The sequence below is a fragment of the Hoyosella levis genome, from assembly GCF_026008515.1.
In the GTDB taxonomy this organism is placed as follows: Bacteria; Actinomycetota; Actinomycetes; order Mycobacteriales; family Mycobacteriaceae; genus Lolliginicoccus; species Lolliginicoccus levis.
This window is the reverse complement of sequence record NZ_BQYM01000001.1, coordinates 352,134-376,224: the sequence shown is the minus strand read 5'-3', so window position 1 is coordinate 376,224 and position 24,091 is coordinate 352,134. Positions and strand designations below refer to the sequence as shown.

Genomic DNA, 24,091 nt, shown 5'->3' with positions numbered 1-24,091 from the left:
GCCAGTGATGCTAGAGGCCTGTTCTCCTACAGGTCGAACTCGGCCCGGCGATCCTCGGGCACCATGGCTACGTAGTCGGCGTGCTTGGCAAGGAACTTCCGCACGGCCGGGCAGTACGGCAGGATCTCGAGCCCCTCGCCGCGGGTGGTGTCGAGCGCCTCCTCGATGACCTTCATCGCGAGCCCCTGGCCGCCGAACTTGTCCGCGATCTCGGTGTGGACGAAGGCACGGTACTCGCCTCGGGGCTTGTACTCGGTGAATCCGGCGAGCTCGTCATCGACCCAGATCTCGAACCGGGCCTGCTCGGTGTTGTGCTTGACCTCGATAGCCATGGGGCTCCTTGCTGGTAGTGGGCGCGGTCAGAAGTGGGCGTACATCTCCCAGATGAGTATTTCGGATTCGCTTGCCGCTGTCAGCGCTTGGCCGCCGCCATCGGTGATGCGCACGGAATCGCCCGCCGCGAGGACCTCGTCCCCGAGCGCCGCCGACCCGTCCGCAACGAACACATGCACGAACGGCGCGCTCGGCACCGTGATCGATCCGCCTTCCGGGAGCCGCGCGGCGTAGAGAGCGGCGTATTTGTTGGCGAGGCCGATGCCGGGGGACTCGGCGTGCTTGGGCAGCCCGGAAGCGACGACGAACAGCTCTCCGGAGGCGAGCTCGTTGCTGAAATCGGCCTGATCGTATGACGGAGCGAGTCCGTTTGTGTCGGGCGCGGCCCACATCTGCACCACGTGGATGTCCTCGCCCTCGCGCGACAGGCTGCGCTCGGCGTGGCTGATGCCGCGGCCGGCGGTCATGCGCTGCGCGGAGCTCGCGGGGATGCGCTGCGAATTGCCGGTGGAGTCCTCATGGACCACCTCGCCCGACATCACCCACGTGATGATCTCCATGTCCTTGTGCTGGTGGCGGTCGAAGCTGCCGCCCGGGGCCATGATGTCGTCATTGTTGACGAGCAGCACGCCGTGGCCGCCGCGATGCAGGTCGAAGTTGCCCGCGAACGGGAACGAATGCCTGCTGGTCAACCACTCCATGCGGATGGTCGTGCGCTCCTCGGCACGCTTGATGACGATGTCCATCGGATTCCTCCTGGCCACAGGGGCCTTGGTCAGCGTCCGCGGTAGGGGCGGATGCCATCGGCGGGGATCTGGCCGAACGCGCCGGACTGGAAGTCCTCGAGCGCCTCGATGATCTCCTGCTTGGTGTTCATCACGAACGGGCCGTACTGGAAGACGGGCTCGCGGATCGGTTGCCCGCCGAGCAGCAGCACCTCGAGCGCGGGACGGTTGCTGTCCTGCGCGTCCGCTGCCGCGACGGTGATGCGATCACCAGCGCCGAGGACGGCGAGCTGGCCCTGGCGGATGGGACGGGCGTCCGCGCCAACGGTGCCACGGCCGGATAGCACGTACACCAGGGCGTTGAACGCGGGGTTCCACGGGGTGGAGAGCTGCGCGCCCGGCTGGATGGTCGCGTGGGCCATCGTGATCGGCGTGTAGGTGGCGCCCGGTCCGCGGTGCCCGTCGAGGTCGCCGGCGATGACACGCACGAGCGCGCCCCCATCGGCGGAGGAGAGCAGCGTGACCTGGCCGCCCTCGAGGTTCTGGTACTTCGGGGCGAGGAACTTGTCCTTGCGGGGGAGGTTCACCCACAGCTGAAGGCCGTGGAACAAGCCGCCGGAGTCGACGAGCTCCGCGGGCGGGGTCTCGATGTGCAGCACGCCCGAGCCGGCGGTCATCCACTGGGTGGCGCCGTTCTCGATGAGCCCGCCGCCGCCGTGGGAGTCCTGGTGCTGGAACCGGCCGTCGATCATGTAGGTGACGGTCTCGAACCCGCGGTGGGGGTGCCAGTCGGTGCCGCGGGGCTCGCCCGGCGCGTAGTCGACCTCGCCCATCTGGTCCATATGGATGAAGGGGTCGAGGGCGGCGGAGGGGACCCCGGCGAAGGCGCGCGTGACGGGGAAGCCCTCGCCCTCGAAGCCGCGCGGACCGCTGGTGAGGGAGGTGACGGCGCGCTCGGTCTCGGGCGCGGTGGCGGCGTTGATGCGGGGGAGGGTGAGGGTGTTGGCGGTTACGGCAGGCATGGGATGCTCCTTTCACGGCTCTCGAACCATGCAACTAGTTGACGATTCAATCTATTCCGGGATCGGTGCTGGACTCCGGCAGCCCGAGAGGCGCCGCGGGAGACGCAGGGGGTTGCCAAGATCCCGCCATGCGCCGACCCTGGTATCGCAGGGGATTTGGTACGTTTCGGACCATCGGCGAGGCATGGTCCCGCGCCCCACGAGATCGGAGCCACCATGAGCAGCTTGGCGCCCCCCGGAGCTGGCGGATCCGCTTCGCCAGGCCAGCCAGCCCGGCCAAACCAGCAGGACGCGCCCGCGCCCCGGCATGGCGTGCCTGATCCGGGCATCCCCCTGCCTGTGATCGCCGTCCCCACGGTGCTGCTATGGGCGGCGGGCATCGGTTGGTGGGCATTCGTCGCCTGGCTCCTGCTCGGAGCCGGGGTGAGCGCCTGGATCACCATCCCGCTCCATGCCGTCGTCAACTTCACCATGTTCACCGTGCTCCACGATGCCACGCACCACGCCGTGAGCCGCCACACCTGGGTCAACGAGGTGTTCGGCCGACTGTCGGTGCCGTTCGTGGCCAGCTACGCCTCGTTCCCCCTGATCCGCTATATCCATATCGAGCATCACCGCAACACCAACGAGCCGATGACCGAGGACCCGGATGCCTGGACGAGCCACGGCCCGTGGTGGCAGCTGCCGTTCCGCTGGGCCACGATCGACGTCTGGTACGTGCTGTTCTACCTGCCCCGAGCCTTCCACTGGAAGGGGATCCTCGACAAGGACGAGCGCCCGGTCATCCGTCGCCCGCGCACCGAGGTCGCTGAATCGGTATTCCTGCTGGCGCTGTCCGCCGTTGTCTACGGCGCTCTGATCATGTCGGGGCTCGGCTGGTACCTGCTCGTCATGTACATCATCCCGCAGCGGATCGCGCTCACCGCCCTGGCCTGGTGGTTCGACTGGTTGCCCCACCACGGCCTCGAGGCGACGCACAAGCAGAACCGCTACCGCGCCACCCGCGTCCGCGTCGGCATGGAATGGCTGCTCACCCCGGCGCTGCTCTACCAGAACTATCACCTCGTGCACCACCTGCACCCGGCCATCCCGTTCTATCGCTACATCACCGCGTGGAGGCGCAACGAGGACGGCTACCTCGATGCCGATGTCGCGATCACCAAGACCTTCGGCACGGAGCTCACGCCCGACGAGTATCGCGCCTGGCGGCATATCACTCACAACCTCAAGGAGGGATCCGCGTCGCGGGCGGAGTTCCGCAAGCTCGCCCTCCACGAGGTTCTTCCGCTCACCGACGACGCGGTCTCCCTCACCTTCGACATCCCCGACGAGCTCAAGGATGAGTTCGCCTTCGTTCCAGGCCAGCACCTCACCCTCGAATTGACCGTGGACGGGGAGCGTCACCGCCGCACTTACTCGATCTGCTCCTCCGTGGACTCCGGGCGCGTGCGCATCGCGATCAAGCGCATACCGGGCGGCACCGTCTCCCACCAGCTCGTCTCGAGCGCGCGCCGAGGCGACGTGCTGGACGTGCTGCCGCCCTCGGGGCGCTTCACCCTCGACCACGCCCCCACGGACACGACCACCCACTACGTGGCGGTCGCGGCAGGCAGTGGCATCACTCCGATCCTCGCCATGATCACCACCACGCTCGAGCGCGACGAGAACGCCCGGTTCACCCTGCTCTACAGCAATAAGTCCCGCGCCCAGACCATGTTCGCCGACGAGCTCACCACGCTTGCCGAGAAGTTCGAGGGCCGACTGCGGATCAATCACTTCCTGACCACCGGCAAGGAGCCCGCGCTCGACGGAGAGCACGAGACGGTGCGGATGCGGCGGCTGCGGCCCGACGAGATCGTGGAATGCGCGGGAACGGGGCGCGACAGCATCGACGCGTGGTTCCTGTGCGGGCCGCAGGACCTGATCGACCGCGCCACCGAGGAGCTCAAGGCCGCCGGGATCGATCCCGCGACGCTCCATTCGGAGTTGTTCTTCGCCACGTCCTCGCCGCCGACGGCCATGCATGGGGTGGTGGCGGCGGTGACCGCGAGGATCGATGGCGAGCTCTTCAACGGGGTCAGCTCTGGACCCGAGACAGTCCTCGACACCGTGCTGCAGACTGGAGGCGACGCGCCCTATGCCTGCATGGGAGGGGCTTGCGGAACGTGTCGCGCCAAGCTGATCGAAGGCGATGTGGAGATGGACATCCGCTACGCGCTCACCGACGATGAGGTCGCGGACGGCTACATCCTGACCTGCCAGGCGCGGCCGACCACGCACCAGGTCGACGTCGACTACGACCAGTAGATCCTGCTGCCCAGTAGATCCTGATGTCCAGTAGAACCTGATGTCCCGGGGGGATGGCCCGCAGCAACGCTGATGCGGGCCATCCACAGGGCGGGCCGGTTCTATCCGGCGGGACCGGGGAATCCTCCGAGATCGTGGCGCGGATCACATCGCGGCGGCCTCGAGCCGAGTCTAGCGCCAATCAAATTGAAGCATCAACGATTTGGCGGATTCGCCCTGTGGATCCCCCTGCCCGCGCCGCAGCGCCAGGTCGGCCGGGCGCGAGGCCAGGAAGTGTAGCGCGCCCAGCCGGGTCGGGTCCGGCTGGGCGCGAGGGGCGGGGGAGCAGCGGTGATCGGGTGTCGTGGTGGCCTAGAAGGGGAGCCCGGCGAGCGAGCCGAAGTCCAAGCCCGCCTGGTGGAGCGGGCTGGCACCGCCGTCGAGGTAGCGGTAGCGCGGCTCGAGAGCCTTGATCTTGGCTACATAGGGCTGGGTCTGGGTCGAGTATTCCCCGCCAGAGGGCATTCCGCCGGCGCGCTGGACGGCGCCGAGGCCGGCGTTGTAGGCAGCGAGGGCGAGGTCGAGGGCATACCCGCGCATAGTGCCATTGTTCACGCCCGCGGAGGTCTGTCCGTAGAGGTGGCACATGAAGCGGCCCTGCGCCATGACGGAGTCGGGGATGCTGTAGGGGTCGGCGGAGCCGTTGCCGTCGCCGTCGGTGCCCCAGATCGCCCAGGTGCCGGGCATGAACTGGGCTGGCCCCATGGCGCCGGAGCGGCTGACGGCACGGGTGTTGAAGTCGCTCTCCGCGTGGATCTGGGCGGCGAGGACGCTGGCGCTGATGCCGGAGCATTGGGCGGCCGAGCGTTGCAGCCAGGGCTCGAAGCTCCCTGGCGCGTTGGCGGTTGCGGGGCTCGCGAGCGCGGCGGAGGCGCCGAGAGCGGCCACGGTGGTGCTGAGGATTGCTGTGAGTCTCTTCATGGCAGTGAGCAGCCTGACACGCCGGATGCTTTTCGGGATCGTTTTCAACACATTTTGATAACGGCCAGCGTGTTTCTCGTGGTGGTGCCGGGGCGCCTGTTTGGTGCTGGGGCGGGGTCAAGTAGTGGAACTCTCAAATAGTGGACAGTGTGACGCTTGTTTCCCTACGGACGATCCTCGTGCCGCGCCGTCAACACCGTGAAACAATCGCCGGTGCGGCACTCGCCAGGAAGGAGCCGTCATGCTTGTTGCCCTGCTACGGACCTACCTGCCCCGCTACCGGCGCGCGATCGCCGGCATCATCGCCCTGCAGCTCCTCGGCGCTCTCGCAGCGCTGTTCCTGCCGAGCCTCAACGCCGACATCATCGACAACGGCGTCACCGAGGGCGACATCGCCTACATCGTTCGCATCGGCGCCGTCATGCTGGCTGTCGCGCTCGTGCAGATCACCTGCACGATCAGTGCCGTCTATCTCGCCGCGCGCACCGCGACCGCCTTCGGCGCCGACGTGCGCCGCGATGTGTTCCGCCGAGTCACCGGCTTCTCCGCCCGCGAGATGGGCACCTTCGGCGCGCCCTCGCTGATCACGCGCAACACCAACGACGTCCTGCAGGTGCAGACGCTCGTCCTGATGAGCTTCACCTTGCTCGTCGTCGCGCCCATCATGGCGGTCGGCGGCATCTTCATGGCGCTGCGCGAGGAACTGCGGCTCTCCTGGATCATCGCGGTCAGCGTGCCAGCGCTCGCCCTTGCCATGGGCACCATCATCGCCCGCATGATCCCGGGATTCCGCGTGATGCAATCCCGCATCGATGCGATCAACCAAGTGCTGCGCGAGCAGATCACGGGCGTGCGCGTGGTCCGGGCCTTCGTCCGCGAGCGATGGGAGTCCCGCCGCTTCGCCACCGCGAACGATGCCCTCACCGATACGGCGCTCGGGGTGGGGCGGCTCATGGCGCTCGCGTTCCCCACCGTGATGCTCATCATGAACATCACCTCCGTGGCGGTGATCTGGTTCGGCGGCCAGGAGATCGAGGCAGGCCGCATGCAAGTGGGCTCGCTGACCGCGATGCTCAGCTATCTCATCCTCATACTCATGTCGATCATGATGGTGACCTTCATGGCCTCCCAGGTGCCCCGCGCAGCCGTCAGCGCCGATCGCATCAGTGAGGTCCTGCGCACCGAGTCGACGATCGTCCGCGCCCTCCAGCCGCGCACCGACCAGCCCCAGCCTGGCCGCATCGAGTTCCACGAGGTCGGTTTCCAGCATCCCGGGGCGGAGCAGCCCGTCCTCGAGCACATCACCTTCACCGTCGAGCCGGGCACCACCACTGCCATCATCGGCGCCACCGGATCCGGCAAGACCACCATCCTGCAGCTCATCCCGCGCTTGATCGACGCGACCGAGGGGACCATCAAGGTCGGCGGCACCAACGCGCGCGAGCTCGAGCCCACGGCGCTGCGCGCGAGCATCGGCTACGTCCCCCAGCGCGCGTTCCTCTTCTCCGGCACCATCGCGAGCAATCTGCGCTACGGGCGAGCCGACGCCACCGAGGAGGAGCTGTGGGACGCCCTGCGGATCGCCCAGGCCGAGGACTTCGTTCGCGCGCTGCCGCTCCAGCTCGACAGCCCCGTCAGCCAGGGCGGCACCACCTTCTCCGGCGGGCAGCGGCAACGCCTCGCGATCGCCCGGGCCCTGGTGCGCCGGCCCGCGATCTACTTGTTCGACGACTCGTTCTCCGCGCTCGATGTCGCCACCGATGCCCGGCTGCGAGCCGCGCTGGCGACCCGCATCGCCGACGCCGCAGTGGTGCTCGTGGGCCAGCGCATCGCCACGATCCGCGACGCGCACCAGATCATCGTGATCGATGGCGGCCGCATCGTAGGCATGGGAACGCATGACGAGCTGCTCGCGAGCTGCGGGGAGTACCGCGAGACGGTCGAGTCCCAGATGGCAACGGATGGAGCACCATGACCCGCCCCGGACCCATGGGTGGCGCCGCGGACAGCCGCGGCAACCCGAACGCCAAGGCGATGAACTTCGCGGCGTCCACCCGCAGGCTGCTCGGCCTGCTCGCGCCGCAACGCTTCGCGCTCTCCGTGATCATCGCGCTGATCGTCGTATCGGTCCTGCTCAATGCTGCAGGACCGCGAATCCTCGGCTACGGCACCGACATCATCTTCAACGGCATCATCGGCAGGCAGTTGCCCGCGGGAGCGACCCAGGCGCAAGCGGTCGAGCAATTGCGCCAGTCCGGCGAGAACACGTTTGCCGACATGGTGTCCGGCATGGATGTCACTCCCGGCCAGGGCATCGACTTCACCGCGCTGGGCCAGGTCATGATCGTCGCGCTGCTCGTCTACCTCGTCGCCGCGATGTGCGCCTGGGGCGCGGCGTACCTGCTCAACACCGTGGTGCAGAACGTCATCCGGGGGCTGCGCGCCAGCATCGAGTCCAAGATCCACCGCCTGCCGCTGGCCTACTTCGACCGCAACCAGCGCGGCGACACCCTCAGTCGCGTCACCAATGACATCGACAATCTCTCCCAGAGCCTGCAGCAGACCGTCAGCCAGATGCTCAACGCGCTGCTGACCGTGGTCGCCGTGCTCGGGATGATGCTGTGGATCTCGCCGCTGCTCGCCGCGATCGCCTTGCTCACCGTGCCGCTCTCGCTGCTCGTCGCCGCGGTCATCATGCGGCGCGCCCAGCCGCACTTCGTGGGGCAATGGCGCCACACCGGATCGGTCAACGCGCATGTCGAGGAATCCCATACCGGCCACGAGCTTCTGCTCGCCTACGGCCAGGAGGACGTCGCGCAGGCACGCTTCGACGAGCACAACGGCGAGCTGCAGCAGTCCGCGTTCAAGGCCCAGTTCCTGTCCGGGCTGATCATGCCGTTGATCATGTTCCTCGGCAACATCAACTACGTGCTCGTCGCGGTGGTCGGCGGGATGCGCGTGGCCACTGGCTCGATGAGCCTCGGCGAGGTGCAGGCCTTCATCCAGTACTCGCGCCAGTTCACCCAGCCGCTCTCGCAGCTCGCCTCGATGGTGAACGTGCTGCAGTCCGGGGTGGCTTCCGCGGAACGGGTGTTCGAGCTGCTCGATGCGGACGAGGAGCCCGCCGACGCGCAGCAGCAGCCCGTCGCTGACAAGGCCGGGGCGGATCAGGGTGGTGCCAGCCCGGCGCTGCGGGGCCGCGTGGAGTTCGATCGCGTCTCCTTCCGCTATGACCCTGGCCAGCCCCTGATCGAGGACCTGTCGCTGGTGGTCGAGCCGGGCCACATGGTTGCGATCGTCGGGCCTACCGGGGCGGGCAAGACGACGCTGGTCAACCTGATCATGCGGTTCTACGACGTCACCGAAGGCGCGATCCGCATCGACGGCGTGGACATCCGGCGCATGACTCGCGCGGACCTGCGCTCGCGCATCGGCATGGTCCTGCAGGACACCTGGCTGCTCGGTGGCACCATCGCCGAGAACATCCGGTACGGGTCCGCGCAGGCGACCGAGGAGGAAGTGGTCGAGGCGGCGCAGGAATCGTACGTCGACCGGTTTGCTCGCACCCTGCCCGACGGCTACGACACGAACCTCGGCGAGGACACCGGCACGGTCAGCGTGGGCGAGCAGCAGCTCATCACCATTGCCCGCGCCTTCGTCTCCAAGCCGCAGATCCTCATCCTCGACGAGGCCACGAGCTCTGTCGATACGCGCACCGAGCTGCTCATCCAGCAGGCGATGAGCCGCTTGCGCGCTGATCGCACCGCGTTTGTCATCGCGCACAGGCTCTCCACCATCCGGGACGCGGACGTGATCCTCGTGATGGAGCAGGGGCGCATCGTCGAGCAGGGCACGCACGATCAGCTGCTCGAGGCGCGGGGCGCCTACCATCGCCTGTACATGAGCCAGTTCGCCGGCGCCGAGATCTAGCAGGCACAGGGGCTAGCCCGCGTCGGTGTGGGGGTGGGGCTGGCGGCCGACCCAGCGTCCGGCGGCCGACCCAGCGCCCGGCGGCCGACCCAGCGCCCGGCGGCCGACCCAGCCAGCACAAACGCGATAGAAACTGTCGAAAATCCAGGGCAGTTTCTATCGCGTTTAGCGGTATCCCGTGCGTTTGGCCCGGTGGGCACCAGGCCAGGCCAGCTCAGGCCCGGTGGGGACCAGGCCCGGCCAGCTCTGGCCCGGTGGCACCAGGCCCGGCCGCTAGCTGGAGCGCTCGGCGGTGCGAGTCATGTTCTTCACCATGCCACTGAAGATCACGCCGTGGAACGGCAAGATCGAGTACCAGTAGAGGCGCCCGACAAGCCCCTTGGGGAAGAAGATGGCGCGCTGATCGAGCTGCGACCCGGTGCCCAAGGGGTGGACGCGCATCTCCAGCCAGGCGCCGCCGGGCACCTTCATCTCGGCGCGCAGGCGCAGCAGCTTGGTCGGCTCGATCTCCTCGACGCGCCACCAGTCGAGTGCTTCTCCCTTGTAGAGGTGACGCGCGTCGCGCCGGCCCCGGCGCAGGCCCACGCCGCCGACGAGGCGGTCCATCCAGCCGCGGACCGACCAGGCGAGGGGGAAGGAGTACCAGCCGTTCTCGCCGCCGATGCCCTCGACGACTTCCCACAGCTTCTCGGGGGGTGCCGCGCATTCCTGGCGGCGAATATCGGTGTAGACGGTCTCGCCGGACCAATCCGGATCGGAGGGAAGCTTCTCCGCGGGCGCGTCCGGCACCGAGGCATTGGACCATCGGGTCTCGACGTCGCCGTCGTCGATCCGTTGCAGAGCCAGTCGCACGGCGCGCCGGTATGGGGTGAGGCCCTCGGCAGGTGGCGGCACGAAGTCCTTGATGTCGGTCTCGTGGGCGATCGCCTCGCATTGCAGCGATTCGATCAGCGGCATCGCGAGCGCCTTGGGCACTGGAGTGACGAGGTTGATCCAATGCCCGGCAAGCCGGGGCGTGAGGACGGGAACCACGAGCATGTGGCGGCGGGGGAGCCCGGCGATCTCCCCGTAGGTCTGCATCATCTCGCCGTACTGCATCACGTCGGGACCACCGATATCGAAGGTCCGGTTCTCGCCCGCCGCGGTGCGCAGGTCGGCGAGCGCGAGCAGGTAGTGCAGCGCGTCGCGGATAGCGATCGGCTGGATGCGGTTCTTCACCCACTTCGGGGTGACCATGACGGGAAGCCTGTCGGTGAGATGACGGATCATCTCGAAGGAGGCGGATCCGGATCCGATGACGACACCGGCCTGCAGGACGATGGTGGGCACGGTGGAGCCGAGCAGGATGTCGCCGACCTCGGCGCGGGAACGCAGGTGGGGGGACAGTTCGCCGCGGGGCGGGTGCAGCCCGCCGAGGTAGACGATGCGCTGCACCCCGGCCGACTCAGCGGCATGGACGAGATTGAGCGCGGACTGGCGCTCGGTGTCGGCGAAGCGCGTGTCTCCACCCATCGAGTGCACGAGGTAGTAGATGACATCAATGCCCTGGCAGGCCTCTTCGAGGCTGTGGATATCGGTCAGGTCGCCCTGGACGATCTCGGCCTCGCGAGCCCAGGGAACGTCGCGAAGCTTCTCGGGTGTGCGGGCAAGGACGCGAACCGCGTTTCCCTGCTCGATCAGTCGGGGTGCGAGGCGTCCGCCGATGTAGCCAGTGGCGCCAGTGACGAGGCAACGCGTGGTGTGTGCCGAGGAGGTGTCCGCCATGCATCCACGCTACCGGGGAGAGGGGAGTGGCAATGGGTGGTGATGCGGTTTTCCGCTATGGGCGCAATGGCCTGCCCGAGGCGTCGGTGCCGCCGTTGACGAGGGTGATGATGCCGTCGATGAAGCTCCACGCGTGACCAAGGCCGCAGGTGAGGAGCGCGAGGACGAGCTGGAGGAGGCCGATCACGTAGTGCCCGGCATACAGGCGCCCAGCGCCGGGGAGGATCAGGTTGAGCACGCCGACCGCGAGGTTGCCCCGGTCGGAGTAGGGTCGACCGGTTTCGGGGTCGTAGCCATTCGGGGCGCCGGGCGTGCCGAAGATCTGGGCGTAGTCGGAGATCGCGAGCGGCTGGGTGTCGGGCTGCTCGTGCGCACCGCTCCGGCCCACCGAGCGCGGCGGCTGGCGCTCGGTGTGGCGTGCGCTGGGCTGGCGTGGTCGTTCCTCGTTCACGAGGATTAAAGCTACGACAAGGCGTATGCGGTTTGCACCTTTTGGTGACAAACCCCACGCCCTAGCGCAAATGGCTGTGACGTGGGGTTCCGAATTGTCACATTCAGTGGGGCGCGATTGCCCTCGGAGCTATTTCCGGGCGCCCACCATGAACGCATCGACGTCCCTCGCGCTTGCCCGCAGCTGCGGGTCATTGGCCAGGTAGTGCCTCGTCTCCCGCGCCACGAGCCCGGAGAGAACGAGCAGGCCAATAAGATTTGGAATGGCCATCAATCCATTCAGCACATCAGCGAATGTCCAGACCAGAGTTAGCTGGGACACCGCACCGACAAAAACCATGGCGGTGAACACCGCGCGATAAGGGACCACCCCCCGGCGCCCAACGAGCCGCTCCACGCAGCGCTCGCCATAGTACGACCAGCCGAGAATGGTCGAGAAAGCGAAGAAAGCGATGCTCAGCGCCACCACGTAGTGGCCCCAATCGCCAGGCAGGCCAGCATCGAACGCGTCAGCGGTCATGGTTCCGGATGCTTCCCGGTCCCCCTCCCACACGCCCGTGGTGATCAGTACCAGGCCGGTGAACGTCACCACGATGATCGTGTCGATGAAGGTCTGCGTCATCGAGACCAGGCCCTGCCGCACCGGATGCGTCGTTTTGGCCGCCGCTGCCGCGATGGCCGCCGATCCCATTCCCGACTCGTTGGAGAAGATGCCTCGAGCCACGCCAAGCTGCAGCGCGTAGAGGAAGGCCGAGCCGAGGAGGCCGCCCATGGCGGATTGCCCCGTGAACGCCTCCGAGAAGATCATCCCGAACGCGCCCGGGATGGCGCTGGCGTTGAGGGCCAGGATCAGAGTGCCGCACGCCAGGTACAGCACGATCATCATCGGCACGAACGCCGCGGTGACGCGGCCGATGGACTTGATGCCGCCGATCAGGACCAGCCCGGTCAGCACGAACAGCACCAGGCCCGTGATCTGCGGCGCGATACCGAACGCGTTGTCCATCTGGGCAGCCACTGCGTTGCTCTGCGTCATGTTGCCGATGCCGAACGACGCGAGCACCGCGAACACGGCGAACAGCAGGCTCAGCACGAGCCCGAAGCGGTTCGGTATGCCGCGGAACAGGTAATACTGCGGGCCGCCGGACTGCTCGCCCTTGGCGTCGGTCACGCGGAATCGCACGCCGAGGAAAGCCTCCGAGTACTTGCTCGCCATGCCGACGAGGGCGGTCACCCACATCCAGAACAGGGCACCCGGGCCACCGAGGCCGATCGCCGCGGCCACGCCGACGATGTTGCCGACGCCCACCGTGGCGGCGAGCGCGGTCGTCAATGCCTGGTACTGCGAGATGTCCCCGGTGCCGCCGTCGTCGTGGCGCTCGATCAGCGCCAGGCGGAGTGCAGGGCCCAGCTTCCGGAACTGCAGGCCACCGAGTCGGATCGTGAGGTAGAGGCCGGTGCCGAGCAGCAGCGGGATCAGCAGCCACGGGCCCCACACGTAGCTGGAGACGGTGCCGAGCGCGGACTCGAGCGCGTCGGCGAACTCTGCGATGTTGGACATTGCTGAAATGTATACGCGTGGTGTCACGGTCGCGCTTCGAACTGGTCACCAACTGTGAAAACCATGTGAGGTCCGTGCGAACCCCAGTCATTGATCGCGCCGATCACTCCGCACCGGCACACTGGACGGTATGAGACCGCACCGCCAGAGCCAACCCAGCACGCCAGCGGCGCGCTACCTGGAACTGCCGCGGCCGCGCGCCTTCGCCCACCGCGGCTGGCACATCGGCGAATGGGATGGGCTGGAGAACACGCTCGCCGCCATGCGCGCCGCCACGGAGCACGGCTACCGCTACATCGAGATCGACGTGCACGCGACCAGCGATGGCGTGGTCATCGTGCACCATGACGAGACCCTGGCCCGCGTCGCTGGCTCGGATGGCTCGGTGCGCGACCTCTCCTGGTCCCAGCTCGCCGATGTGCGCGTCAATGGCCGCGAGGCCGTCACTCGTCTCGATGCGGCACTGCGGGAGCTGCCCGAGGCCCGCTTCAACATCGACATCAAGTCCGATGCCGCGGTCAAGCCGTTCGTTGCCACCATCGACGCGGCGGGCGCCCGGCATCGTGTCAGCATCGCCTCGTTCTCCACGCGGCGGCTGCACCGGCTGCGCCGGTTGTTCTCCCGCGGTGGCGAGCTGCCCGCGGCCGCCCTCACCCGGGTCGGTGTGGCCGCGGTCTGGGCAGGCTCGCGGCTTGCCCGGCCGCTGCGTCCGCCGCTGAGCCTGCTCCGAAGGGTCGCGTGGGGCCACATGGCGCAGGTCCCGCTGCGCTACCGTGGCCAGACGCTCGTCGATCGGCGATTCGTCGACCTCTGTCATGACCTGGGCATCGAAGTGCATGCGTGGACGATCAACGACGCGGCCGAGATGAATCGCCTGCTCGATCTCGGGCTCGACGGCATCGTCACCGATCGGCCCGACACCCTCACCGCCGTGCTTGCCGACCGGGCGCAGGCCCAGCACTAGCCGTGCTCGCCGGATCCTCCCCCCGGCCTCACGCCACTCCAATGCGAACAGGAAGGAACACGCATGCGCGGGCTGCTCAAGGCCGTCATCACGCTCCTGGTGCTTCTCGCGATCATCGCGGGAGCAGCAGAGATCGCCACACGCTACGTCGTGGGCCAGGACATCCAGGAACCGCTCGGCGAGGCCTGGCAATCCGATCCAAGCACCTCATTCGGGGTGCAGCCTCTGCTCCCTGCCCTCATCAACGATCGCATTGATTCCCTCTCGATCGACAGCGGCACGATCGGAGCGGGCGACCTGCGCGGCTCTGCTCTATCGATCGACCTCGCGGACATCGACATCACCGACCGAGAGAACCCCGTAGCTGCTGATGTCACGGTCACCGCCCGCATCACGGCGGACACGATCTTCCAGGCTATCCAGGAGAATGATGGCGGCGATGTCTCCATCCTCCCCGGCGTGAGCGTCACTATCGATGGCGTGGTCCCGCAGCCCGCGCGCGAGGCTCTCGTCATCGAGCTCATGCGTGGAACCGCTACCGTCGACGCCACGCCGCGCATCGAGGACGGAGAGGTCATCATCGACCTCGGCAACGCCGAGATCCTCGGCCTGCCCCTCCCGGATCCCATCACCGATGCCATCAAGGGCGGGGCGCGACAGTCCGTGGGAGCCCTGCCCGAGGGCCTCTCGGCCACGGCTGTCACCGTCACCGAGACAGGCGTGGAGGTCACCCTGACCGGTTCCGATCTCGCGCTCGCCGACTTCCAGGAAGCGCTCTAGGCTAGGAACCCGTGGAACCCCGCCCGCAGGAGCCTTCCCGCCCGCAGCCTGCCCGTATTCTCGCCGTCCACGTCGGGCGCCCTGCGCTGCTCGGCACGCTGGGCGGAAAGGACGTGCGCAGCGCCATCAGCAAGCATCGCGTGGACAGCGCCACCATCGAGCTTCACCAGCACAACCTCGATGGCGATGAGCAAGCCGATACCGCGGTGCACGGCGGCCCCGACAAGGCGATCTACCTCTACCCGGTCGCGCACTACCACCTGTGGCGAACCGACGGCTATCCGCTGCGGGAGGGCGGCGTCGGCGAGAACGTCACGATCAGCGGCATGACCGAGGACACCGTCCGCATCGGCGATACCTGCACCTGGGGCGGGGCCGTCATCCAGGTCACCCAGCCCCGCGAGCCCTGCTACAAGCTCAGCATGCACGCCGGGGACAAAGCCATCATCGCCCGCATGATCGATACCGGCCGATGCGGGTACTACGCCCGCGTGCTCCAGCCAGCGACAGTGCCCACGGACGGGGTGCTCGAGCCGCTCGCCCGGGCCCCGCATGACGTCACCGTCGCCGAGATATTCCGCATGCTCCTCGCGCACCCGCGAACCTTCGCCACGACCGGGATCACCCCCTCCCGCATCGAGCACGCGATCAGCGTTCCTGAGCTGGCGGAGTCCGCGCGCCGAGGGCTTCGCAAGACCCTCGCCCGGCTCGATCGCGGCTGATCCAGGCACTCGGCCGGAGGGGTAGCGGGTCACAGTTCGGTGAACACATGGCCCGGATCACTCGTCGGCGCTAACAAGATCACCGGCGGGGAGCGATAAGAGGGTGAAGATGCCATCACCGAGAAAGAGGGACCATTGCGCTCCGTCCACACGCTCGCCGTCGCCATCCTCGCTGCCGGGCTCGCGCTCGCCACCGCCTGCGGCACCAGCACCGATCCTGGCGCATCCGCGTCGCTAGATTCCCCTGCACCCGATTCCACGGAAGCCGATTCCCCGGAAGCCGGGACCCCGGAAGCCGAGTCCCAGCGCCCCGCCACCCAGGCGCCCAGCGGGCAGGCGCCCACGACTGGTCCGGGGGCTATGACCAGCGAGCCCACCGCGCATCGCGGCTCTGGCGACCCGGCCGCGGGCCAGCTCGTCGTCACCGCCACCACGACCAGCGAGGCCCCGGTGCCCGGCGTGAAGTTCACCGTGTCGGCCATGGATGCGTGCTACTCCGAAGGCCCCGGTGCTGACCTCAACCCACGGTTCGCCGCGCGCGGCACCACTGGCCCCGATGGCTCGTCGACGATCGAGGGCCTCGCGCCGGGCTGCTACAGCGTCGCGCTGACGGAAGCGCCCACCGCCCACTTGCCCGTGCCGTCGGGCCTCTTCGGTGGGGAGATCACGGGAGACGACGACACGCTGACCGTTCCGTTCGAGTTCTACGATGGCCCGGCCCGCCTCCCCGAGGATGTCGTGGACACCTCCCTGCGTGTCCTTGACGTCGAGAGCAATGAGCCGATGGATGGCCTCGCGATTCGGTTGCAGCGCTGCGAGACCAGCGGCATGGATTACATCACGCCCCCATCCAATGACGCCGGCATGATCAACCTCGAACTGGCCAGCACGTGCTACGACGCGGTGGGAGTGGCAGGCACCACGGCTCCGTGCGCGCCGACGGCAGGCACCAGGTTCACCCCCGAGGGCGAGTCCTACGAGGACGTCATCCTGATCAGGCAGGATGATCAGCGGCCCGGGACCTGCTGAGCGGCTAGCGCACTGGCAGGTCGAGCACGCCACGGCAGAACTCCCACAGCCGCATCACGTCGTGCTCGTCGTGCTTGGTGCCGGGCAGCCGGAACGGGGAACGGCGATGGCGATCGTGCCAGAAGTGCCCGGACTCCGGGGCGGGCCGCGCGGCCGCGAGCCACACGATGGTGTCGGCCCCGGCGCGCGCGTCGCGCAGCAGCGGGCGCATCAGGCGGTGGAACCCAGGGAGCGCATCGACCACGCCGGGAGTGTTCGCCCAGCCTGGGTGCATCGCGTGCACCGCGATGCCGTCCGATGCCCACCGGTGCGCGAGCAGCGGCACCAGGGACACTTGCATGCGCTTGGTGCGGGCATATGCCACCGCTCCCTTGTACTCGTCCTGCGCGTACTCGGGATCGTCGACGGCCAGGCCCTGCGTGTACATCCCGCCGGAGGAGACAAAGACGACCCTGCTGGTGCCGGATGCGCGCAGGGCCGGGCGCAGCAGCTCCGACAACAGCAGCGGGCCGAGGACGTGCGTCGCGAGGGTCACCTCGTGGCCGTCAGCGGTGAGCTCCCGCTCCTTCGGCAGCACGCCCGCGTTGTGGATGACGACGTCCAGCCGGGGCTCCACGGAGAGGACATGGCGGGCCGCGCGGCGCACCGAGGTGAGATCAGCGACGTCGATGTCCACAACATCGATGTCGGCACCCGGCACTGTTTCCCGGATCCACGATGCGGTCGCGGTTCCCTTGCTCGGGGTACGCACCCCGAGCAGCACCCGGGCCCCGAGCATCGCGAGCTGCCGGGCGCACTCGGCACCGATGCCGGAACCGGCGCCGGTCACGAGCACTGTCTTGTCGCGAAGCGCATGCAGTTCCGGATCGCCCGGCCATGCTGGCAGGGCGCGGCGCGCGGACAGGCCCAGCGACGAGAAGCTCCCCACCACGGTGCCCTCGAGCACCGCATCGGCGGTGCGCGCGAGCATCCGGGCACCGCGAGGAACGAACGATGGCGTCAAGACAGGTACCTCGCTGGTTGAGCAATGAAGGATTCGTCCCCCACAGCGTAGGAGAACCTGTTGCGGTCGCGCACCGGGAATGGCCGGTAACAGTGCAGTCACGATCCAGGGTCGTTTGCGCGGCACGGCCCGTGGATGCGTGCATTAATGCTGCTTGGAGAGTGAAATATCAACTGACGCAGCAACGCCAGCAGGGGAGTGATCAGCGTGGGTGACAGAATGATGCACTCGCCGGGACGCCCGGTCTGGCGCGGCGTGCCGCTGGCGCTTGTGGCCGGAGGAGCTGCCCTCGCCGCCGCGTGCAGCTCGCCGGATTCCGAGATGGTGTACAACTACAGTCCGCTGACGCTCGACTCCACCACCGAAACCGTGGCCAATTCCGTACCTGCGGAGGCAGTTCCGGATGCGGGTGCTGCCGGCGCTGCTGATCCCGGGGCCGGTGATGCCCAGCCTGCCCCGGAGCCCACCGCTACCCCAGGAAACGCTGTGCCATCCCCGGCGCGTGTGGTGGCTGAGCCTCCGCCAATCCTTATTCTCGATGGACCCCCAGCATCAGCGCCCGCTCCCGCACCAGCGCCCGCTCCGCAGCCACCCGTAGCGGTGGAACCACCCGCTCCGGTCCCGCCTACCGAGCAGCCTCCCGCCGAGCAGCCGCCTGTGGAGCCCCCGCCTACCGAGCAGCTTCCCGCCGAGCCCGCACCAGCCGAGCAGCCGCCTGTGGAGCCCCCGCCGTCCCCAGTCGAGCCGCCTGTGGAGCCCGCGCCAGCCGAGCCAGATGGTCGTCATCTCGCCGGAGCATCGGAGCAAGCAGCGCCCGAGGCGGCGCCGCTCGAAGTGGTCGCGCGAACGCTAGGTGGCTCGCCGATCGTCGGCGTCGAGGTGCACGCCCACTTGCTCAAGGCCTGCGACGCCCCAACCGGCCCGGAACCCGTCCAACCGATCACGACCCTCACCGGCACGACAGACGAAGCAGGTCGGCTCGTCCTCGAAGGACCTCCCGGCTGCTATCACTTCACGCTCGGTGCACTGCCCGAGAACGCCTACCCCGTGCCCGAGGGGATGCGCCATGTGATGATCGATGGCTCCGGCCAGGAATCACCCGCGGAGATCCGGTTCTTCGACGGGCCTGGCGGTCTCGGCGAGGCATGGCGGGCTGGGTCGCTGAAGGTATTGGACGCGCGAACGGGAGCGGTGGTGCCTGGTGCCAGCCTGCAGCTAGTGCCATGCGAGCCCAGCGCGGGTGAGTCGTATACGACCCGGCCAGCGACAGCGACCGGGCATATCGTGCTCGCGCTCGCCCCGCAGTGCTACGACATCACCAGCGTGACAGTGGCGCACCGATCGCCACTGGTGCTCGAGGGTGGCGCTCCCCAGCGGATCGATACGTCAGGGAGTTTCCCGGAGGTGCCGGTGCGGCTCGTTCCCGCCGGTGCGGAGCCAGTGGAAGGGCCTGCCGCGCCGCCCGAGTAGGCCTTGCGCGCTCTTTCCCCGGACCAGCGCCTATGAGAAGGTAGAGACCAGGCAGGACTCGTCCACGGATGGATGCGCCGATGCAGGTCAATGACTTTCCCCTCATCGCCGGGATCCTTGCCGTGGCCGCTATTGCGGCATTGCTCGCCGTCTGGCTGAAGCAACCCCTGATCGTGGCGTTCATCGGTGTTGGCATCCTCGTTGGCCCGGTAGGCCTGGGCTGGGTGACCGCCGATGGCACGATCGAGCTGCTGGCCCACCTGGGCATCGCGATATTGCTGTTCCTTGTGGGGCTCCGGCTCGATATCCATCTGATCCGAAGTACCGGTCCGGTCGCGCTGGCGACCGGGCTCGGACAGGTCGCGTTCACGTCGATCATCGGCTTCGGCATCGCGCGCCTGCTGGGCATGGACACGGTGACCGCCCTGTATGTGGCAGTGGCGCTGACGTTCTCGTCGACGATCATCATCGTCAAGCTGCTGTCCGACAAGCGCGAGATCGACCATCTGCACGGCCGCATCGCGGTGGGCTTCCTCATCGTGCAGGACATCGTCGTCGTGGCGGTGATGATCGTTTTGACGGCATTCGGGCAGGAATCGAGCGGATCGATGCGCGCCGACATCATCACGGTCATCGCGAAGGGCGCGGCACTGGTCGTTGGCATAGTGCTGCTGATGAAGCTGGTGCTGCCACGGTTGCTGCATTCGGTAGCGCGCTCGCAGGAGTTGCTTGTGCTGTTCGGTGTCGCGTACGCGGTTTCCATTGCCGCGGTCAGCGATTGGCTGGGCTTCAGCTCCGAGGTGGGGGCGTTCCTCGCGGGCATGTCGCTAGCCTCCACGCCGTACCGCGACGCGCTCGGAGCCCGGCTCGTGAGCCTGCGGGATTTCCTGCTGCTGTTCTTCTTCCTCGCCCTGGGCGCGCAGCTAGAGTTCACCGACGCGGGGGAGCAGATCGGCGAGGCCATCGTGCTCTCGATCTTCGTCCTGGTGGGCAATCCCCTGATCGTGATGGTGATCATGGCATTGATGCGCTATCCCGTGCGAGTGGGGTTCCTCGCAGGCCTGACGGTCGCGCAGATCTCGGAGTTCTCGCTGATCCTGGCCGCGCTCGGATTGAGCCTGGGGCATATCACCAATGCCACGGTCAGCCTCATCACGGTGGTCGGCCTGATCACCATCGGCGGATCGACGTACCTGATCCTGTACTCGCACCAGATCTTCCGGCGGATCGGGCCGTGGCTCGAGCGGTTCGATCGGACGCAGGGCCGGGTGCGCCGGCCGACGCCCGAGAGGCCCCCGTGCGACGTGATCCTCTACGGGCTGGGCCGCTTTGGTGGCCGGATCGCGGATCGGCTGACCTCGGACGGTTGGCGGGTGCTCGCGGTGGACTGCGATCCCTTCCGCGTGAAGCATCGGCACAGGCACGGCATGCAGGTGGTGTTCGGGTGCGCGGAGGACGTCCACTTCCTGGAGACGTTGCCGCTCGACACCGCTCGCGCTGTCATCAGCACAGTGCCCGTCGCGGATGTGAACCGGGCGTTGCTGCACGGGCTGCGTCATCACGCCTTCCCGGGACGGATCGTGGTGACCGCGCACCATGAGCGTGACGCCCTGGATCTCGCGGGGGCGGGCATCGAGGTGGTGCTCGAGCCGTTCCGGATCGCCGCCGATGCCACCGTGGAGCTGCTCGAGGAGCTCGTTGCCAACGAGCGGCGCACGGGCGAGGGATCAACCGATCGTGGTGCCGAACGCGAGCCCGAGTAGGTAGGTGAGTGCTGCGGCGCCGTACCCGATGCTGAGCTGCCGCAGGCCGCGCTTGGCTGGCGGGCCGCCGGAGAGCAGGCCAACAACAACGCCCGTGGCGATCAGCGCGATGCCCACGAGCATGCACGCGGTGATCAAGGCCGCGAAGCCCTCGACGCCAAGGGCGTAGGGGATCACCGGGATGATGGCACCGGAGGCGAAGAACCCGAAGCTCGCCAGTGCAGCACGCACCGCGGTGCCCACCGTCTCGTGCGATTCCGCGCTCGGTTGCCCATCAGGATCGTCCGTGCGGAGCCCCGCGAGGACATCGGTGGCCCGCTGCTCGGCCTCCGCCGGGGACATGCCCCGAGCACGGTAGACCAGTGCGAGCTCGTTCTCGTTGACGTCGAGATCAGGCACCGCGTCCCGTGTGTGAAGGCTCGGGGTGGACGCCTCGAGCAGCTCCCGCTGCGACCGCACCGAGATGTACTCGCCGGCCGCCATCGACATCGCGCCCGCGAGCAGGCCGGCCGCGCCCGCTAGCAGGATGACCTCGTTGCCCGCGCCACTGCCCGCGAAGCCGAGGATGAGCGCGAGGTTGGACACCAGGCCATCGTTAGCGCCGAACACGGCGGCGCGGAACGTGCCAGAGAGCCGGTTGCGGCCGCGGGTGGCGAGCGCGCGCACGACCTCCTCATGGATGTGCTCGTCGGCCGTCATGGCGCTCGTGGCATCGGTATCGGATGCGTACGGCGATCGCTTCTCGGCCCGCTGGACGAGGGCGAGCACGAACACAGAGCCGAAGCGACGGGCAAGGAACCCGAGCATCCGGGTACGGAAATCGCCGCGCAGGGGCATGCCGACGTGATCGCCGAGGAGTTGGCGCCAGTGCGCCTCGTGGCGGCCCTCGGCGTGGGCGAGGGCGAGGAGGATCTCCCGCTCCTCGCCAGTGCGGCGCTCGGCGAGATCCATGTACACCGCGGCCTCGGCGCGCTCATTGGCGAGGTAGCGGCGCCAGCGGCGGATATCGCTCGGAGTCGGTGCCGCACGCTCGGTCGCGGGCTCGCCGGAGCGGGTGGCGCGCGGGTCATCGGCCATCGTGCTGCTCCCTCCCTGATCCGTCGGCTCGCTGGCATGACAATACCGCCCGGGCGATGTCCGCGCCGCCCGCACCGCGGTCCTCGGTGGACCCGGGAGGGAGGCAACTTCGGCGTTCTGGTCCCGCGGCGCGGCGCGTCGGGTAGAAATCGGGGTCATGAGCAAGCTGGTACGCGATCACATCCCGCACATCATCCGCGCCTCCGGAAGGGACCCGCGGGTGCATGTGGTCGATGGCGACGAGCGGCGTGCCGCATTGCTGCGCAAGCTCGGCGAGGAATGCTCCGAGCTGACCGAGGCCCATCCCGACGAGGTGCTCGACGAGGCCGCCGACTTGTACGAGGTGCTGCTCTCCCTGCTGGCCCAGCATGGTCACGGGCGGCTCGAGCTCGAGCTCGTGGCAGCGCAGAAGCGCGCCGAGCGCGGTGGCTTCGAGCACGGAGTAATGCTCGAGGCGATCGGCGACGCCGCCGTGCCCGTTGCCGGCTAGCCCGCCCGCCTAGCCCGTGCCGCGCCGCCGCTGGTGGATCTCGTAGGAATCGCGGCCCCGCCACAGCAACGTCCCGGTGGGGATCGTGGTGTAGATGCCGGTTCCCGCATCGGTGGTGCGGTCGAGCAGGACCGGCAGCCCCGACGCCGCGGAGAGCTCGCGCAGCAGGGAGCCGGGGCGCGCGATCGCTCGCTCGTGGTGATCGCGCACTGGCAGCATGGCGAGCTTGTTGCCGTTGCAGCGCGCATCGGTGAGCACGAGGTTCGCGGTGCCATCGAGCGGTATGCGCGACCACGGCAGCACGTGGTCGACATGGGGCGTGGCGCGCAGCAGAGCATCGCAGTAGAAGCAGCGGCCGTGCTGGATATCGCGCAGGGGGTCGTGCAACCGGATCAGCGACGAGCGGTCAGCGCCGAAGAGGAATCCCGCGAGATCCTCCTGGTCGAGCTCGGCGGCGTTGAACCGCACGATATCGGCGATCCAGGTCATCTCGACGACGGGGCGCAGCAGGGGAGCGCATTCGCGGAGCGCGGCGGCCACTCCCGGGCGCAGGACGAGCGGGCCGTGGGCGTCGAGGGCGGCGCGGCTGATGGAGTTGTGGAAACCGCTGGCATCGAAGAGGAAATCCGTGCTCGCCCCCTGTGGCACGCGCACGGGCGTCTGCAGGTAGGTGAGCGGGTTCCGGGCCAGCTGGTACGCGACCTCGCGGACCAGGCGCTGGTAGATCGGCGAGCCCGATTCGCGCGCGTGGCCGGCAGTGGCATGCCCCTCGGCGCGGAGCGCGGCGCGGGCCTCCTCGATCAACCGGGGAATGCGCGGCATGCCGCGGCCCGGACCTGGCGATGATCCCTGGGCCCATCCCTGCCGGAGTGGGCCGCTGGGGCTGTAGGGCTGCACCTGCGGCCAGTAGTAGGCGATCACCCGTTGCGCGAGCGCGGGGACGGTGACCGCTAGCTCTGCCGAGCCCGGTACCGGGTTCTCGACGGCCTCGTCGATCAGGGCGAGCAGCGTGGCGAGCTTGTAGGTGGACTGCCGGGCGCCAGATTCGAGCAGAGCAACAATACGCTGGGCGAGCGCGATCGAATCCTCGGTGCCGCGCGGGTCCGGCGGCGTCGGGCTCGCGGGCTGGCCGGGCATGGTCAGGCGGACATCGCGTCGGCGATGATGGCGATCACCGCGATGGCGGACACGAGCACGACCACCGTGGTGAGCGCGACGAGGTGCTTGCTGCCAGGCATATCGGATCCCGTGCGCAGGGCTCTCTCGACGACGTGCCAGCGCGCGAGGCCCGCTGCGGCGGCGGTGCCCGCGAGCACGACGAGCGAGCCGCCGATGAGGCTGCGGATCGTCTCGTTCGCGAACTCGGGAACGACGTGGATGAGCGCGACGCCCGCGACCATGAGGCCCAGTGAGGTGCGGATCCAGGCCAGGAAGGTGCGCTCGCTCGCTAGGGTGAATCGCTCGTCGGGCCGGGTAGCCTCGGTCAGCGGCTCGTCATCGACGTGTTCGTCAGGCGCATGCTTCTCGGGGCGCAACGATTCTCCGTTCTGGCGATGTGCCCGCCGTGCGGTGGGCATCAGGATGACGGCGTGCCGGGCACCGTGGCTAGCGCCCGCGCGGTGATAGCTACAGTATCCCTGCCACTTAACAGACATAGTGTGAAGTAGTTGTAACGTACATGCATGGAGTGCTGGTGGTCACAGTCCGCGCGGGTACGCGGCGGTTGCCCCCAGAGCCTGGC

General features: G+C 68.2%; 21 protein-coding genes. 10 read left to right on the top strand and 11 right to left on the bottom strand.

Annotated features, from left to right (window positions below):
* Positions 1–26: 26 nt before the first annotated feature.
* From QC765_RS01665 to QC765_RS01655, 3 genes are read right to left on the bottom strand one after another with little or no spacing between them, the layout of a single operon-like run.
* Complete coding sequence (locus QC765_RS01665) at positions 27–332, bottom strand: GNAT family N-acetyltransferase (RefSeq protein WP_278312678.1); 306 nt, start codon at positions 330–332, stop codon at positions 27–29.
* A gap of 27 nt (positions 333–359) precedes the next feature.
* The gene (locus tag QC765_RS01660; RefSeq protein WP_278312677.1) at positions 360–1,079 is read right to left on the bottom strand and encodes a pirin family protein; all 720 of its coding nucleotides are present in this window, start codon (positions 1,077–1,079) and stop codon (positions 360–362) included.
* 29 nt (positions 1,080–1,108) lie between these two features.
* The gene (locus QC765_RS01655) at positions 1,109–2,080 is read right to left on the bottom strand and encodes a pirin family protein (RefSeq protein WP_278312676.1); all 972 of its coding nucleotides are present in this window, start codon (positions 2,078–2,080) and stop codon (positions 1,109–1,111) included.
* A gap of 216 nt (positions 2,081–2,296) precedes the next feature.
* Between QC765_RS01655 and QC765_RS01650 the strand changes: the two genes are divergently transcribed.
* The gene (locus QC765_RS01650) at positions 2,297–4,387 is read left to right on the top strand and encodes a fatty acid desaturase (RefSeq protein WP_278312675.1); all 2,091 of its coding nucleotides are present in this window, start codon (positions 2,297–2,299) and stop codon (positions 4,385–4,387) included.
* A 351-nt stretch (positions 4,388–4,738) separates the two neighbouring features.
* Here QC765_RS01650 and QC765_RS01645 read toward each other — a convergent pair whose 3' ends face one another.
* On the bottom strand, positions 4,739–5,347 hold the full coding sequence (locus QC765_RS01645) for a lytic transglycosylase domain-containing protein (protein ID WP_278312674.1): 609 nt from the start codon (positions 5,345–5,347) through the stop codon (positions 4,739–4,741).
* A 241-nt stretch (positions 5,348–5,588) separates the two neighbouring features.
* Here QC765_RS01645 and QC765_RS01640 point away from each other — a divergent pair, with 241 nt between their 5' ends.
* Together QC765_RS01640 and QC765_RS01635 are read left to right on the top strand one after the other, a co-directional pair.
* Positions 5,589–7,322 (top strand): ABC transporter ATP-binding protein, encoded by a 1,734-nt coding sequence (locus QC765_RS01640; protein ID WP_278312673.1) that lies wholly within the window; start codon positions 5,589–5,591, stop codon positions 7,320–7,322.
* Positions 7,319–9,277: an ABC transporter ATP-binding protein gene (locus QC765_RS01635; RefSeq protein ID WP_278312672.1), complete on the top strand. Its 1,959-nt coding sequence runs from the start codon at positions 7,319–7,321 to the stop codon at positions 9,275–9,277. Before QC765_RS01640 ends, QC765_RS01635 begins: the two co-directional genes overlap by 4 nt.
* A 273-nt stretch (positions 9,278–9,550) precedes the next feature.
* Here QC765_RS01635 and QC765_RS01630 read toward each other — a convergent pair whose 3' ends face one another.
* The 3 genes from QC765_RS01630 to QC765_RS01620 form a co-directional block, all read right to left on the bottom strand.
* Positions 9,551–11,041: an SDR family oxidoreductase gene (locus QC765_RS01630; RefSeq protein WP_278312671.1), complete on the bottom strand. Its 1,491-nt coding sequence runs from the start codon at positions 11,039–11,041 to the stop codon at positions 9,551–9,553.
* 55 nt (positions 11,042–11,096) lie between these two features.
* Positions 11,097–11,492, bottom strand: coding sequence for a hypothetical protein (locus QC765_RS01625; protein WP_278312670.1), 396 nt, complete (start codon positions 11,490–11,492; stop codon positions 11,097–11,099).
* A gap of 129 nt (positions 11,493–11,621) precedes the next feature.
* Entirely contained in the window at positions 11,622–13,052 is a 1,431-nt protein-coding gene (locus QC765_RS01620; protein ID WP_278312669.1) for an alanine/glycine:cation symporter family protein, read from the bottom strand.
* 130 nt (positions 13,053–13,182) lie between these two features.
* Here QC765_RS01620 and QC765_RS01615 point away from each other — a divergent pair, with 130 nt between their 5' ends.
* From QC765_RS01615 to QC765_RS01600, 4 genes are all read left to right on the top strand, one after another.
* Positions 13,183–14,016, top strand: coding sequence for a glycerophosphodiester phosphodiesterase family protein (locus QC765_RS01615; RefSeq protein WP_278312668.1), 834 nt, complete (start codon positions 13,183–13,185; stop codon positions 14,014–14,016).
* Positions 14,017–14,079: 63 nt separating this feature from the next.
* Positions 14,080–14,796 carry an LmeA family phospholipid-binding protein gene (locus QC765_RS01610; protein WP_278312667.1) on the top strand — a complete coding sequence of 239 codons (717 nt, stop codon included), beginning with the start codon at positions 14,080–14,082 and terminating at the stop codon, positions 14,794–14,796.
* Positions 14,797–14,807: 11 nt separating this feature from the next.
* Positions 14,808–15,518: an MOSC domain-containing protein gene (locus tag QC765_RS01605; protein WP_278312666.1), complete on the top strand. Its 711-nt coding sequence runs from the start codon at positions 14,808–14,810 to the stop codon at positions 15,516–15,518.
* Between the two features lie 135 nt (positions 15,519–15,653).
* Positions 15,654–16,547 carry a SpaA isopeptide-forming pilin-related protein gene (locus QC765_RS01600; RefSeq protein ID WP_278312665.1) on the top strand — a complete coding sequence of 298 codons (894 nt, stop codon included), beginning with the start codon at positions 15,654–15,656 and terminating at the stop codon, positions 16,545–16,547.
* 4 nt (positions 16,548–16,551) lie between these two features.
* Here QC765_RS01600 and QC765_RS01595 read toward each other — a convergent pair whose 3' ends face one another.
* Positions 16,552–17,550 (bottom strand): SDR family NAD(P)-dependent oxidoreductase, encoded by a 999-nt coding sequence (locus QC765_RS01595; RefSeq protein WP_278312664.1) that lies wholly within the window; start codon positions 17,548–17,550, stop codon positions 16,552–16,554.
* Between the two features lie 657 nt (positions 17,551–18,207).
* Between QC765_RS01595 and QC765_RS01590 the strand changes: the two genes are divergently transcribed.
* Positions 18,208–19,020, top strand: a complete 813-nt coding sequence (locus QC765_RS01590) for a hypothetical protein (RefSeq protein WP_278312663.1) — start codon at positions 18,208–18,210, stop codon at positions 19,018–19,020.
* A 68-nt stretch (positions 19,021–19,088) separates the two neighbouring features.
* Positions 19,089–20,783: a cation:proton antiporter gene (locus QC765_RS01585; RefSeq protein ID WP_309297284.1), complete on the top strand. Its 1,695-nt coding sequence runs from the start codon at positions 19,089–19,091 to the stop codon at positions 20,781–20,783.
* On the opposite strand, the gene QC765_RS01580 is transcribed toward QC765_RS01585, so the two are convergent.
* A complete protein-coding gene (locus QC765_RS01580) occupies positions 20,748–21,860 on the bottom strand; it encodes a VIT1/CCC1 transporter family protein (protein ID WP_278312662.1) in 1,113 nt (370 codons plus the stop codon). The two genes, QC765_RS01585 and QC765_RS01580, sit on opposite strands and share 36 nt — an antisense overlap.
* 157 nt (positions 21,861–22,017) lie before the next feature.
* Here QC765_RS01580 and QC765_RS01575 point away from each other — a divergent pair, with 157 nt between their 5' ends.
* Positions 22,018–22,350, top strand: a complete 333-nt coding sequence (locus tag QC765_RS01575; protein WP_278312661.1) for a nucleoside triphosphate pyrophosphohydrolase — start codon at positions 22,018–22,020, stop codon at positions 22,348–22,350.
* Positions 22,351–22,359: 9 nt separating this feature from the next.
* Here the strand turns inward: QC765_RS01575 and QC765_RS01570 are convergent, their stop codons facing one another.
* Positions 22,360–23,487 (bottom strand): HNH endonuclease, encoded by a 1,128-nt coding sequence (locus tag QC765_RS01570; RefSeq protein WP_278312660.1) that lies wholly within the window; start codon positions 23,485–23,487, stop codon positions 22,360–22,362.
* Between the two features lie 2 nt (positions 23,488–23,489).
* Complete coding sequence (locus QC765_RS01565) at positions 23,490–23,927, bottom strand: YidH family protein (protein WP_278312659.1); 438 nt, start codon at positions 23,925–23,927, stop codon at positions 23,490–23,492.
* Positions 23,928–24,091 lie beyond the last annotated feature (164 nt).